Genomic DNA, 13,805 nt, shown 5'->3' with positions numbered 1-13,805 from the left:
TCCGTTGTCAGTGGGGGCCGGTAGGCTCGAAAGCACGATGACAGAGGACCTCTCACCGGCCGAGCGGTATGCGGCAGCACGAAAGCGAGCCGTCGAGCAGGCCACCGCGCTCGCGGACTTCCGCGAGATGTACGACTTCGGCCTCGACCCCTTCCAGATCGAGGCATGTCAGGCGCTGGAGGCCGGCAAGGGCGTCCTTGTGGCGGCGCCCACCGGCTCCGGCAAGACGATCGTCGGCGAGTTCGCCGTCCACCTCGCTCTGCGGCAGGGCAAGAAGTGCTTCTACACGACGCCCATCAAGGCGCTGTCGAACCAGAAGTACCAGGACCTCGCCAAGCGCTACGGCGCCGACAAGGTCGGCCTACTGACCGGCGACAACAGTGTGAACAGCGACGCGCCCGTGGTCGTCATGACCACCGAGGTGCTGCGGAACATGCTGTACGCCGGGTCGCAGGCCCTGGTGAATCTCGGCTACGTGGTCATGGACGAGGTGCACTACCTGTCCGACCGCTTCCGGGGCGCCGTCTGGGAAGAGGTGATCATCCACCTCCAGGAGTCGGTCACGCTGGTCTCCCTGTCGGCGACGGTGTCGAACGCGGAGGAGTTCGGCGACTGGCTCGACACCGTGCGCGGCGACACCGAGGTGATCGTCTCCGAGCACCGGCCCGTGCCGCTGTTCCAGCACGTGCTCGCCGGACGCCGGATGCACGACCTCTTCGAGGAGGGCGAGGGCAGCAAGAAGGCCGTCAATCCTGACCTGACCAGGATGGCGCGCATGGAGGCCAGCCGTCCCTCCTACCAGGACCGGCGGCGCGGGCGGAACATGCGGGAGGCCGACCGGGAGCGGGAGCGCAGGCAGCGGTCCCGGATCTGGACGCCGGGGCGGCCCGAGGTCATCGAGCGGCTCGACTCGGAAGGGCTGCTGCCCGCGATCACCTTCATCTTCAGCCGGGCCGCCTGTGAGGCCGCCGTACAGCAGTGCCTGTACGCGGGACTGCGGCTGAACGACGACGAGGCGCGGGCCAGGGTCCGGGAGATCGTCGAGGCGCGGACGGCCTCCATCCCGGACGAGGACCTGCACGTCCTCGGGTACTACGAGTGGCTGGAAGGGCTGGAGCGCGGCATCGCCGCTCACCACGCGGGCATGCTGCCCACCTTCAAGGAGGTGGTCGAGGAGCTGTTCGTGCGCGGGCTCGTCAAGGCCGTCTTCGCCACGGAGACGCTCGCGCTCGGTATCAACATGCCCGCGCGGTCCGTCGTGCTGGAGAAGCTCGTCAAGTGGAACGGCGAACAGCACGCCGACATCACCCCCGGCGAGTACACCCAGCTGACGGGGCGTGCCGGGCGGCGCGGCATCGATGTCGAGGGGCATGCCGTCGTGCTGTGGCAGCGCGGCTTCAGCCCCGAGCACCTGGCGGGCCTGGCCGGTACGCGCACGTATCCGCTGCGCTCCAGCTTCAAGCCGTCGTACAACATGGCCGTCAACCTCGTGGAGCAGTTCGGGCGGCACCGGTCGCGGGAGCTGCTCGAGACCTCGTTCGCCCAGTTCCAGGCCGACAAGTCGGTGGTCGGGATCTCCCGGCAGGTGCAGAAGAACGAGGAGGGCCTCGAGGGCTACAAGGCCTCCATGACCTGTCACCTGGGGGACTTCGACGAGTACGCGCGGCTGCGGCGTGAACTCAAGGACCGGGAGACCGATCTCGCCAAGCAGGGGGTCGCACAGCGCCGTGCGCAGGCCGCCGCCGCGCTGGAGAAGCTCAAGCCGGGCGATGTCATCCACGTGCCGACCGGCAAGTTCGCGGGTCTGGCGCTGGTCCTCGATCCCGGGCTTCCGGCCGGAAGATCCAACGGGCATCGGGGATTCGAGCACCACGACGGGCCGCGGCCGCTGGTCCTGACCGCCGAGCGGCAGGTCAAGCGGCTCGCGTCCATGGACTTCCCGGTGCCGGTGGAAGCCCTTGAGCGGATGCGGATCCCGAAGTCGTTCAACGCCAAGTCGCCGCAGTCGCGGCGCGATCTCGCCTCCGCGCTGCGCACCAAGGCCGGGCACATCGTGCCCGACCGGCACAAGAAGGGGCGCGCGCCCGCCGCCGACGACCGGGAGATCGCGCGGCTGCGGACCGAGCTGCGGGCCCACCCCTGCCACGGGTGCGACGAGCGCGAGGACCACGCGCGGTGGGCCGAGCGCTACCACCGGCTGCGGCGGGACACCGCCCAGTTGGAGCGGCGCATCGAGGGGCGTACGAACACGATCGCGCGCACCTTCGACCGCATCGTGAAGCTGCTGACCGAGATGGACTACCTGCGCGGCGACGAGGTCACCGAGCACGGGAAGCGGCTCGCGCGGCTCTACGGCGAGCTCGATCTGCTCGCCAGTGAGTGCCTGCGGGACGGCGTCTGGGAAGGGCTGAGCCCGGCCGAACTGGCGGCGTGCGTCTCGGCATTGGTGTTCGAGGCCCGGGTCGGGGACGACGCGCTCGCGCCCAAGGTGCCGTCGGGCAAGGCGAAGGCCGCGCTCGGCGAGATGGTCCGGATCTGGGGGCGGCTCGACGCCCTGGAGGAAGAGTTCCGGATCAACCAGGCCGAGGGGGTCGGGCAGCGCGAACCCGATCTCGGGTTCGCCTGGGCCGTGTACGAGTGGGCCTCCGGGAAGGGGCTCGACGAAGTGCTGCGGGAGGCGGAGATGCCGGCCGGGGACTTCGTGCGGTGGTGCAAGCAGGTGATCGATGTGCTGGGGCAGATCGCCGCGGCGGCGCCCTCCGGGGACGGTTCGACTGTTCCGCGTAACGCTCGTAAGGCGGTCGATGCCGTGTTGCGGGGGGTTGTGGCCTACTCGTCCGTGGGGTGACGTCGAGAGGTGCGGATCGGTGTTGGGTGGGGGCGGGGCTTCTCGCGCCGTTCCCCGCGCCCCTGGTGTCGCGCTTCGCGCGTCCGGGCCAGGTAGGCGCGCCAGCCGCCGTGTTCCGTGATGTCCTCGGCGTCGCTCAGGGCCGACGGCTCGCACAGGAAGCCGGGGATCTCCGTGCCGTCGGCGAGTGTGACGCGGCCCAGGGTCATGGGGCGGGGGAGTGCGGTGAGGAGTCGGCCCAGGCCGGCCGAGGGGATGCGCCAGACCTCGGCCTCGATCGCCGCCCCGGTCTCCGGGCCCACGTGGACCAGGCCCGGCTTGGGCGGATCGGTGTTCAGGGCGTGCAGGCGGTAGACCGGCGCCGTGGTGGTGGCCCGGTCGAACTGTGCGCCCAGGGACAGGAGTTGACCGTTCAGGGGCTGGCCCGTGAGGTGGGCTCCGACCACCGCGACGCGGGTGGGCGGGGCGGTCAGCGCCTCCGCGATCCGGGGGAGGCTGGTGTCCGTGTGGGCCGCGCCGACCAGCATCACCCCGAACGGCAGGCCGTCCACCGTGCCTGCGGGGATCGCCGCCGCGCACAGGCCGAACAGGTTCGTGGAGTTGGTGAAGCGGCCCAGGCGGGCGTTGACGCCGAGCGGGTCGGCGGCGACCTCGGCGAGGGTCGGGTGTTCCGTGGTGGTGGGCAGCAGCAGGGCGTCCGCGTCCGCCTCGGCGAGCCCGGCCAGGGCGGCCGCGCGCAGGGCCCGCAGGTGGGCCTGGTCCGTGAAGAGGCGGTGGGCGGGGATGTCGCGGGCCCGGGTGATGATGCCGGCGACGGTCGGGTCGAGGGCGGCGGCATCGGACTCTATCGTTTTGTCGATGAAAGTCCCTACCGCGGTGTAGCGCTCCGCCACGAACGCCCCCTCGTAGAGCATGGCCGCCGCCTCGGTGAAGGGGGTGAGGTCGATCTCCTTCAACTCGACGCCGGAGAGTGCCAGTTGGCGAGCGGCCTCCTGGTACGCCGCCGCCCATCCCGGTGCCAGGTCCGTCAGTTGGCCCGTGCGGGGGATCGCCACGCGCCAGGGGCCGGGGGTGCGGGGCGGGGCCGGGGGAGCTGTGTCCGTCATGAAGGACAGGGCGCGTTCCGCCTCCGGCACGGTGCGGGCGAAGACCGTGACGCAGTCCAGGGAGGCGCAGGCCGGGACGACGCCGTCGGTGGGGACCAGACCGTACGTGGGTTTGAGGCCGACGATGCCGTTGAGGGCGGCGGGGATCCGGCCCGAGCCCGCCGTGTCCGTGCCGAGGGCCAAGTCGGCCAGGCCGAGCGCCACGGCCACCGCCGAGCCGGAACTGGAACCGCCGCTGATCCTCGCCGGATCGTGGGCGTTGCGCACGGCGCCGTAGGGCGAGCGGGTGCCGACCAGGCCGGTGGCGAACTGGTCCAGGTTCGTGGTGCCGAGGACGATCGCGCCGGCCGCGCGCAGGCGGGCCACCGCGGGGGCGTCGGCCTTTGGCGTGTACGCGTAGGCGGGGCATCCGGCGGTCGTGCGGAGGCCGGCCACGTCGATGTTGCCCTTCACCGCCAGCAGGCGGCCGGCCAGCGGGAGGTGCTCGCCCGCCGCGGTGCGGGCGTCCAGGGCTTCGGCCTCCGCGGTGACCTCGGCCTCGTCGCGGAGGTCGATCCAGATCTCGGGGCGGTCGGTCTCGGCGATGCGGGCGTATGCGGTGCGGACTCGGGTTACGGCCGAGGTCATGGAAGGCTCCAGGGATGCTGTACGACGTCGGGGGCGGACCGTGGATGGACGCACGCCACTAGCGCGGCGTCACGATCAGCAGCGGCGTGCCCGCCTCCACCTGTGCGCCCACTTTGGTGAGGACCTGGTGGACGCGGCCGGGGCCCGTCGCGTGCACCGGGGACTCCATCTTCATCGCCTCCAGGGCCACGAGTTGCTGGCCCTGTTCGACCGTGTCGCCATCGGAGACGTTCAACTGCCATACGGAGGCGGCGAATTCGGCCTCCACCACGAGGCCGCCCTCGGGAACCGTCAGGGTGTCGGCGGGCGGGGCCGTCGTCGTCGCGGCCTCGGCGCGTTCGAACTCGCCCGCCGCTTCCCAGGCGTCGCGTTCCGCACTGAACGCGGCGTTCTGCCGGGCGCGGAACTCCGCGATCGGCTCGGCCTCGCGGGCCAGGAACTCCTCGTACGCGGAGAGGGAGAACGTGCCCTCCTCGATACGGGGGACGAAGCGGCCCGACTTGATGTCCGCCCGCAGGTCGAGGAGTTCCTCGGGGGAGACCGGGTACCACTTGATCCGGTCGAAGAAGCGGAGCAGCCAGGGGGAGCCGGGCTCGAAGGCGCCGCGCTGCTGCCAGCCCGACCAGACCTGGGTCGTGCGGCCGACGAACTGGTAGCCGCCGGGCCCCTCCATCCCGTAGACGCACAGGTAGGCGCCGCCGATGCCGACCGAGTTCTCTGCGGTCCAGGTGCGCGCCGGGTTGTACTTCGTGGTGACGAGGCGGTGGCGGGGGTCGAGCGGGGTCGCCACCGGGGCGCCCAGGTACACGTCGCCGAGGCCCAGGACGAGGTACTCCGCGTCGAAGACCGTGGCGTGGACGTCCTCGACCGAGTCGAGGCCGTTGACGCGGCGGATGAACTCGATGTTCCAGGGGCACCAGGGCGCGTCGTCGCGGACGCCCGCCATGTAACGCTCGATGGCCTCGCGGGTCGCCGGGTCGTCCCAGGAGAGCGGGAGGTGCACCGTGCGGGACGGGACCGTCAGCTCGTCGGAGGGAGGGAGCGTGGACGCCAACTGGCGCACGAAGGAGAGGAGTTCGGTCTGTGGTAGTACCGTCGGGTCCGCCTGGATCTGGAGCGAGCGGATGCCCGGAGTCAGATCGCGGACGCCCTCCAGGCCGGCCTCCCGCACCGCCTCCATGAGCGCGTGCACCCGCATGCGCAGCGCCAGGTCGAGCTGCATGGGGCCGAACTCGACCAGGAGGTTGTCGTCGCCGCTGCGGCGGTACGTGATGTCGCCGTCGCGGGCCAGGATGCCGCCGTCGACGAGGGCGGGCCGGGGCTGCGCGTCCGCCGTGACCGGGGCGAAGCGGACCGTGTCGCCGGGGCGCAGCTGGCCCAGCTTCCAGCGTTCGGTGGTGATCACGGTGGCCGGGCAGACGAAGCCGCCGAGCGACGGGCCGTCGGGCCCCAGCAGCACCGGCATGTCGCCGGTGTAGTCGACCGCGCCGACCGAGTACGGGGTGTCGTGGATGTTGGAGGGGTGCAGGCCGGCCTCGCCGCCGTCCGTGCGGGCCCAGCGCGGTTTGGGGCCGACCAGGCGGACACCGGTGCGGGCCGAGTTGAAGTGGACCTTCCAGTCGGCCGCGTAGAAGTCGTGGATGTCCTCCTCGGTGAAGAACTCCGGTGCCGCGTGCGGGCCTTCGAGCGCGCCGATCGTCCAGGTGGTGGCGGTGATGCCGGGACGCTCGGGCTCGGGTACCGCCCTCGCCTCCGGCGACCCGGCGCCGCCGTGCAGGACGTCGCCCGTGCGCAGCGCCCGCCCGCCGTGGCCGCCGAAGCCGCCGAGGGTGAACGTGGCGGCGCTGCCCAGGAAGGGCGGCACGTCCAGGCCGCCGCCCGCGAAGAGTACGTAGGTGCGCAGGCCGTGTTCGGTGGGGGCGCCGACGGTGAGCGTGCCGCCCGCCGGGACCGTCACCGGCTCCCACTGGCGGACCGGTGCGCCGTCCACCGTGACCGGGGCGGGGGCGCCGGTCACGCACACGGTCGTCGGGTGCGTGAACCTCAACTCCGGTCCCTGGAGCGTGCATTCGAGCCCCGGTGCGCCCTCGTCGTTGCCCAGCGCCCGGTTGCCGAGCCGGAAGGAGCGGTCGTCCATCGGGCCGCACGGCGGCACGCCGACCTGCCAGTGGCCGATCCGGCCCGGCCAGTCCTGGACCGTGGTCAGCGTGCCGCCGGAGAGCACCTCGATCCGCGGGGTCGGGTCCGTGACGTGCGCGAGGGTCGCCGTGGAGTGGGCGGCGGCCACGAAGTCCGGGGTGGCGAGGGCCGCCCGCACCAGGCCCAGGTTCGTCTCGATGCCGTCGACGCGGGTGTCGGCGAGCGCCGCGTCGAGGCCGGCCAGGGCCTGCGCGCGGTCCGCACCGTACGCGACGACCTTCGCCAGCATCGGGTCGTACGCGGTGGTGACCTCGGTGCCGGTCTCCACCCAGCCGTCGACCCGGACCCCGTCGGGGAACTTCACGCGGGTCAACAGGCCCGCGCTCGGCCGGTGTTCACGGCTCGGGTCCTCCGCGTAGACACGTGCCTCGACCGCGTGGCCGCGGGGTGCGCCCGGTTCCCGTACGACGTCGGGCTCGCCGGCCGCGAGGCGGAGCATCCAGGCGACGAGGTCGACGCCGTAGATCTCCTCGGTGACCGGGTGCTCGACCTGCAGGCGGGTGTTGACCTCCAGGAAGTACGCCTCCTCGCGCGCGGCGTCGTAGACGAACTCGACCGTCCCGGCGGACCGGTAGTCCACCGAGGCGCACAAGTCTCGTGCTGAGGAAGCGAGTTGGGCGCGTACGGCGTCGGGAAGGTTCGGGGCCGGTGCCTCCTCCACCACCTTCTGGTTGCGGCGCTGCAGCGAGCAGTCGCGGTCGCCGAAGGTGACCACCGTGCCCGCGCCGTCGCCGAAGACCTGGACCTCCACGTGGCGGGCGTGCTCGACCAGGCGCTCCAGGAACACGCCCGCCGAGGCGAACGAGGCCGCCGCGACGCGCTGGACCCGCTCCCAGGCGTCCCGCAGTTCGTCGGGGGTGCGGCAGGCCGACATGCCGATGCCGCCTCCGCCGCCGGTGGCCTTGAGCATCACGGGGTAGCCGATCCCGGCCGCCGCGTCGAGCGCCTCGTCCAGGTCCGCGAGCAGGCCGGTGCCGGGGGCCAGCGGGACGCCCGCGGCCTCGGCCGCCGCGCGCGCCGTGTGCTTGGCGCCGAACAGGTCGAGGTGGCGCGGGGCGGGGCCGACGAAGACGATCCCCGCGTCCTCGCAGCGGCGCGCGAAGGCGGCGTCCTCGGACAGGAATCCGTAACCGGGGTGGATGGCCCCCGCGCCCGTGTCCTTCGCCGCCTTCAGGACCAGATCGGCGTCGAGGTAGGACTCCTTGGCCGGGGCGGGGCCGAGGCGCACCGCCTCGTCGGCGAGCCGTACGTGCGGGGCGTCGCGGTCCGCGTCGGAGTACACCGCGACCGTGCGCAGGCCCAACTCCCGCGCCGTGCGCAGGATGCGGGCCGCGATCTCGCCGCGGTTGGCGACCAGAAGCGTGTCGAAGCTCATGCGCCGGCCTCCTGTACGGTCATCTCGACCGGCGTCGGCTCGAAGCCGTTGCACGGGTTGTTGATCTGCGGGCAGTTGGAGACCAGCACGATGACGTCGCGTTCCGCGCGCAGCGTGAGCCGCAGGCCGGGGGCGGAGAGGCCGTCCACGATGCCGAGGGTGCCGTCCTTCTCCACGGGCACGTTCATGTACCAGTTGATGTTCGAGACGAGGTCGCGCTTGCCGAGGCCCCAACGGGCGCCCTCCGCGAGGAAGTTGTCCACGCACGCGTGCTGCGACCAGGTGTGGTGGCCGTAGCGCAGGGTGTTGGACTCCTTGGAGCAGGCGCCGCCGACCGTGTCGTGGCGGCCCACGTCGTCGGCGATCACCGTCATGAGCGGGGTGTGCTCGTTGCTGAGCAGCACACTGCCCGTCGTCAGGAACAGGTTGCCCTGCGCGTGGATGGTGTCCGGCGCGCTGTAGCGCACGGCCGTGTCCTGGGCGTCGTACACCAGGAAGTCCACGGCCTGGTTGCCCCGCAGGTCGGTGAGGGTGAGGGTCTGTCCGGCGCGGACGAGCGCGGACCAGGCGGCGCGGGCGGCGACGGTCGATGTGGTCACTTGATCCCCCTGGAGGCGAGGAAGTCGGCGGTGTTCAGGAAGGCGCGGCGGGCCTCGGGAGCGGAGTCCCACAGCGGGTCCGTCTCGGCCGTCGGCGCGGCGGGCCAGGCCAGGACCTCCAGCGGGCCGCTGACGTACGTCTCGCGCGGGTCCGACGGATGCGGCACGTTGGCGATGAGGACCGTCACGTCCTGCTCGGCGCGGAGGGTCACGTTCGCGCCGGGGCCCGCGGAGCCGGTGAAGTCGACGGCGCCGTCCTCCCGTATCTCCACGCCCTGGAAGAAGGAGAGCGACGGTGGGATGTCGCGCGGGGTGAGGCCGTTCTTGGCGGCGGCCAGCTTGAACAGCTCGCGGCCCGCGGGGGAGGGCGACTCGGGGGTCCCGGCGCCGTAGCGCCGTTCGTTGCGCACGAGGGTGGAGGTGCCGCAGAGCGCGTCGTGCCGGCCGCCCGTCGTGTCGGCCACGATCGAGGCGAGGACGCGGCCCTGGTCGGAGAGGAGCAGCTGTCCCTCGCCCAGGTAGGCGTTCCACTGCACCTTCACCGTGTCGGCGACGTTGAGGCGCTCCCAGGGGCGGCCGTCGACGTAGAGGAGTACGTGCGCGCAGGCGTCGCCGGTCAGGTCGGTCAGGCGCAGTTCGGTGCCGCGGGCCAGGACGCGGTGGGTGTAGTTGCCGCCCGCGACGGTCTCCGCCCACACCAAGTGGCCTGCCTCGCACGGGGGTTCGGGCCAGGCGGCCGCCGGGACCACCGGCATCGCGTCGGTGCGGGTGCCCTCCTGGGCGCGGGCATGGTCGCGGGCTCCGTAGGTGGTCGCTGTCGCCATGGCGGGACCTTCCGGCTCGGCGTGCTGATGGGCGTACGTGATCGGGCGTGCGCGGTGTTTCTGTCGCTCGACAGAAATTAGGGACGCGGCGCTTCCGCGGCGTTGCCCGGTCATTGCGGGTCCGTTACCGAACCCTCTCCGCGCCGCATGGGTGGGCGGATGTGCGACGATCGGCCGCATGAGCACCCCAGGAGCACGCCGCGTCGGGCGCCCCCGTGCCAACCGGCGGCCGGACAGCGGACTCACGCCGCGGGCCGAACTCCTGGCGGCCGCCGCCGAGTTGTTCACCACCAAGGGGTACGCGGCGACGACCACGCGCGCCGTCGCCGAGCGGGCCGGCATGCGGCAGGCGAGCATGTACCACTACGTGTCCGGCAAGGAGGAGCTCCTCGCCGAGCTGCTGGAGTCGACCGTCACGCCCTCGCTCACCCTGGCCCGCGCCCTGCTCGCCGACGACGGGCGGTCCGCCGAGGACCGCCTCCGGCAGCTGTGCCGCAGCGACGTCGAGCTGTTGTGCGGCGGGCCGCACAACCTCGGCGGGCTCTATCTGCTGCCCGAGGTGCGGGCCGAGCGGTTCGCCGGGTTCCACGCCGTGCGCGACGAGCTGAAGGACGCGTACCGGCAGCTGCTGGCCGCGACGGCCGTGGGTTCCACCCTCGTCAAGGGTGAACTGGCGCTGCGGACCGACCTGTTGTTCGGTCTGATCGAAGGTGTCATCCTCGTCCGCCGATCCGATCCGGACCGATCCGTCGCGGTGTTCGCCGCCGCCACCGCGGACGCGGCCCTGCGCATCGCGGGCGTCTGAACCACCACTGACCAGGCGCTGGTCAGGGCCGATCCGCCGAGCGGAGGCAGGCGTCCGGACGGGCGGACGCCCTCACTCCATGTGTACGATCCGGCGCTGAGCGTGCAAATGGGCGGAGTGTATTCCTGTCGGCGGGCCGATTTCAGGCCCTTGCTGAATATGACCCGGCGATGATCCCGCGGGACTAAGCTCGCCCGCAGCGAGCCGGGTTGAGATAAATTCGGCCGCTTGTTCCCCTGTGCGCCGATGGTTCGCATTGATCCAGGGAACGAAAACCAGTGAACCGTCGCAAACCTCCCCGACCCGACCGTTCAGAGGGCATACATGGTGAGTGTTCAATCGCCTCCCGGTGGCCGAGAAGTCCCCTACACGCGCGTGCTGTTGCTGCCCGCCATGGTCATGGCCGCCGCCACCGGAGCGGCCGTCGCCGTGGTGGCCCACCCCGCGCGCCTCGCCGTCGCCCTGTGCGGCGCCCTCGGCACGCTCCTGGTGGTGGCCGTCGCGGCGGAAGCCGTCCGGCGCGGCCGCGTCATCAAGGGCCAGCACGCCCAATACGCCCGCCACGTGGCCCAGTTGGAAACGCACGTCGCCGCCCAGGAGCACCGCACCCTGCGCGTGGCCAAGGAAGTACTCCCGCACGCCCTGTACCGGATGCGCACCGGCGACAACCCGAGGGACGCCGTCCGCAACACCTGCGACGCCGAGCCCGCCTTCCGTGACGTTACGAAGGGCGAGCGCGAGCTGCTCAGCGCCTGCCTCAAGGAGGTCGACCGCGAGGCGGCCGCGAACGACGCGGCGCAGCGCGCCTTCGTCTCCATCGCCCGCCGCGTCCAGGCCATCGTGCACAAGCAGGCCCAGGAACTCCGCGAGATGGAGGAGGACCACGGCCGCAACCCCGAGGTCTTCGACGACCTCCTGCGCATCGACCACGGTACGGCCCTGATCGGCCGCCTCGCCGACTCCGTCACCGTCCTCGGCGGCGCCCGCCCCGGACGGCAGTGGCCCAAGCCGGTCAAGCTCTACAGCGTGCTGCGCGGCGCCATGTCGCGCATCCTCGAGTACCCGCGCATCGACCTGCACGCCATCTGCGACATCGCCATCAAGGGCGTCTCCGTCGAGCCCCTGATCCACGCCTGCGCCGAGCTGCTCGACAACGCCACCCGCTACTCGCCGCCGTCGACCCGGGTGCACGTCACCGCGGTCGAGGTGCAGACCGGCGTCGCCATCGAGATCGAGGACGGCGGCATCAGCCTCGGCGAGGAGCAGCGCGCCAAGGTCGAGCGGATGCTGGACCGGGCCCAGGCCGGCGTCGACCTCAACGACCTCGGCGAGAACCCGCGCCTCGGTCTCGCCATCGTCGGCCGGCTCTGCGCCATGTACAACATGCAGATCTCGCTGCGGCAGTCCGCGTACGGCGGCGTGCGCGCGGTGCTCGTGGTACCGCGCGACATGATGAGCAGCGCGCCCGCTCCCGGCCTCGCCCACGGCATCGGCGCCACCGCCGTGCCCCGCGTCGACCACAACGGCGTACCGATCAAGGAAGAGCCGCGGCTGAAGAAGACCCGGCGCCCCACCACGGGCCCGCGTCCCTCCGCCCCGCTCGTCGCCGCGATGGAGGACGACGTCCCGGTGGTCACCGAATGGCGGGCCAACGGGCTCCCGCAACGCCGCAGGAAGGTCGACACGAAGGTCATCGAGAACCAGATCATCGTGACGCCCCGCAACCCGGACCTGTCCATGCCGCCGCCCGAGGCGGAGACCGCACCGGTGCCCCTGCCGTCCGTGGAGCCGGAGCACGACAAGCCGGACCAGCCCGAACCCGGCCTGTGGGTCGAGGCGTTCATGAACGGACTGCGCCCCGACGAAGCCGCCGCGGCAGCCGCCGAAGCCGCCCGCGAGGGCACCGAGAAGCCGCACGACGACGCGTACAACCAGCAGGTCGACGAGGGAGACCGTCCGTGATCCAGCAACGCGCCAATTTCGACTGGATGCTCAAGGAGCTCGCCGACAGCGTGGCGAACGTCCGGCAGGTGGTGGTGCTGTCCGCCGACGGGCTGCGCATCGCCCGGTACGGCGGCGATCCCGACGCCGCCGACCGGATCGCCGCCGCCTGTGCGGGACTTCAGTCCCTCGCCTCCGCGGTCGCCACGGAGATTCCCGAGTCCAGCGGCAAGATGAACATGGTCATCATCGAGGTCGACGGTGGCTTCTTCTATCTGATGGCCGCGGGCAAGGGCGCGTACCTCGCCGTCCTCGCCGACCAGTTCGTCGACGCCGGAATGATCAGTCACCAGATGCGTGACCTGGTCATCCGGATCGGCGCCCACCTCACCAGCCCGCCGCGACGCAATGGCCAAACCGTATGAGTCGTCCCCCACAACCACCTTTCCGCGAACCACCTCCGCAGCGTGAACGCCGCCCGAACCAGGATCCCAAGGAGCCCGAGCGGCTGTACGTCATCACCGGCGGCACCGACGGGAGCGAGCGCGCCTCGCTCGACCTGGTCACCCTGATCGTGGCCCGCACCGATCCGGCGCCCTCGGCGCCGCCGGAACAGGCGGCGGTTCTGCGGATGTGCAAGTCGCCCCTGTCCACGGCCGAGATCTCGGCCTACCTCAATCTGCCGTTCAGCGTGGTCACCGTGCTGCTCGGCGAACTCCTCGCGGCCGAACAGGTCCAGGCGCGCGCACCGGTGATCCGGGGCGCGGTGGCGGACCGGTCCCTCCTCGAAGCGGTGATGCATGGACTACAGAAGCTCTGAGAACACCGGCGCCACCGAGGTCGCCGTCGGCGGCGTGCACATCCCCGGGCCGCGGGCCGAGGACCGGATGCCGGAGACGGTCACCTCGGCCGTCAAGATCGTGATCGTCGGCGGCTTCGGCGTCGGCAAGACGACCATGGTCGGCTCGGTCAGCGAGATCCGCCCGCTCACCACCGAAGAGACCATGACGCAGGCGGGCATCGGCGTCGACGACAACTACGGCTCGGACACCAAGACGGCGACCACCGTGGCCATGGACTTCGGCCGCATCAGGATCACCGACGAACTGGTCCTCTACCTGTTCGGGACGCCCGGGCAGGAGCGGTTCTGGTTCCTGTGGAACGGACTGTTCGAGGGTGCCCTCGGCGCCGTCGTGCTGATCGACACCCGCCGCCTGGAAGTCAGCTTCGACGTGATCGGACGTCTTGAGGAGCGCGGCGTCCCGTTCGTCATCGCCAACAACGCGTTCCCGGACGGCCCGCGCTATCCCGCCGAGGAACTGCGCAGCGCCCTCGACCTCGATCCGCACGTACCGATCATCGAGTGCGACGCGCGCCGCCGGGCGTCGAGCCGCGATGTGCTGCTGACCCTGATGCGCTATCTGCACGAGATGGCCCTGCACCGCGCCTGACCCCGACTCCCGCCCGCCCTAGGTACGTTC

General features: G+C 71.7%; 10 protein-coding genes. 6 read left to right on the top strand and 4 right to left on the bottom strand.

Annotated features, from left to right (window positions below; all coding sequences use genetic code 11):
• Positions 1 to 37: 37 nt before the first annotated feature.
• On the top strand, positions 38 to 2,848 hold the full coding sequence (locus B072_RS0136965) for a DEAD/DEAH box helicase (protein ID WP_018535023.1): 2,811 nt from the start codon (positions 38 to 40) through the stop codon (positions 2,846 to 2,848).
• Here the strand turns inward: B072_RS0136965 and B072_RS44920 are convergent.
• Genes B072_RS44920 through B072_RS0136945 form a run of 4 tightly spaced genes read right to left on the bottom strand, consistent with a single transcriptional unit; the run spans position 2,830 to position 9,578 of the window.
• A complete protein-coding gene (locus B072_RS44920) occupies positions 2,830 to 4,581 on the bottom strand; it encodes an allophanate hydrolase (protein ID WP_018535022.1) in 1,752 nt (583 codons plus the stop codon). The two genes, B072_RS0136965 and B072_RS44920, sit on opposite strands and share 19 nt — an antisense overlap.
• 58 nt (positions 4,582 to 4,639) lie before the next feature.
• A complete protein-coding gene (locus B072_RS0136955; RefSeq protein WP_018535021.1) occupies positions 4,640 to 8,155 on the bottom strand; it encodes a 5-oxoprolinase/urea amidolyase family protein in 3,516 nt (1,171 codons plus the stop codon).
• On the bottom strand, positions 8,152 to 8,754 hold the full coding sequence (locus B072_RS0136950; RefSeq protein WP_018535020.1) for an urea amidolyase associated protein UAAP2: 603 nt from the start codon (positions 8,752 to 8,754) through the stop codon (positions 8,152 to 8,154). Before B072_RS0136950 ends, B072_RS0136955 begins: the two co-directional genes overlap by 4 nt.
• Positions 8,751 to 9,578 carry an urea amidolyase associated protein UAAP1 gene (locus tag B072_RS0136945; protein ID WP_018535019.1) on the bottom strand — a complete coding sequence of 276 codons (828 nt, stop codon included), beginning with the start codon at positions 9,576 to 9,578 and terminating at the stop codon, positions 8,751 to 8,753. Before B072_RS0136945 ends, B072_RS0136950 begins: the two co-directional genes overlap by 4 nt.
• A 178-nt stretch (positions 9,579 to 9,756) precedes the next feature.
• Between B072_RS0136945 and B072_RS0136940 the strand changes: the two genes are divergently transcribed.
• The 5 genes from B072_RS0136940 to B072_RS0136920 all read left to right on the top strand — a co-directional run bounded on the left by B072_RS0136940 (position 9,757) and on the right by B072_RS0136920 (position 13,775).
• Positions 9,757 to 10,383: a TetR/AcrR family transcriptional regulator gene (locus B072_RS0136940; protein WP_018535018.1), complete on the top strand. Its 627-nt coding sequence runs from the start codon at positions 9,757 to 9,759 to the stop codon at positions 10,381 to 10,383.
• A 324-nt stretch (positions 10,384 to 10,707) separates the two neighbouring features.
• Positions 10,708 to 12,345, top strand: coding sequence for a sensor histidine kinase (locus B072_RS0136935; RefSeq protein WP_051127375.1), 1,638 nt, complete (start codon positions 10,708 to 10,710; stop codon positions 12,343 to 12,345).
• On the top strand, positions 12,342 to 12,749 hold the full coding sequence (locus B072_RS0136930) for a roadblock/LC7 domain-containing protein (protein ID WP_018535016.1): 408 nt from the start codon (positions 12,342 to 12,344) through the stop codon (positions 12,747 to 12,749). Before B072_RS0136935 ends, B072_RS0136930 begins: the two co-directional genes overlap by 4 nt.
• On the top strand, positions 12,746 to 13,144 hold the full coding sequence (locus B072_RS0136925; RefSeq protein WP_018535015.1) for a DUF742 domain-containing protein: 399 nt from the start codon (positions 12,746 to 12,748) through the stop codon (positions 13,142 to 13,144). The genes B072_RS0136930 and B072_RS0136925 overlap by 4 nt, the downstream gene beginning before the upstream one ends.
• On the top strand, positions 13,125 to 13,775 hold the full coding sequence (locus tag B072_RS0136920; protein ID WP_018535014.1) for an ATP/GTP-binding protein: 651 nt from the start codon (positions 13,125 to 13,127) through the stop codon (positions 13,773 to 13,775). Before B072_RS0136925 ends, B072_RS0136920 begins: the two co-directional genes overlap by 20 nt.
• The last annotated feature ends 30 nt before the right edge of the window (positions 13,776 to 13,805 follow it).

Origin of the sequence: Streptomyces sp. HmicA12, assembly GCF_000373565.1 — a bacterium.
Taxonomy (GTDB): Bacteria; Actinomycetota; Actinomycetes; order Streptomycetales; family Streptomycetaceae; genus Streptomyces.
The sequence above is the reverse complement of the archived record's forward strand: the minus strand, read 5'-3'. Positions and strand labels throughout refer to the sequence as shown.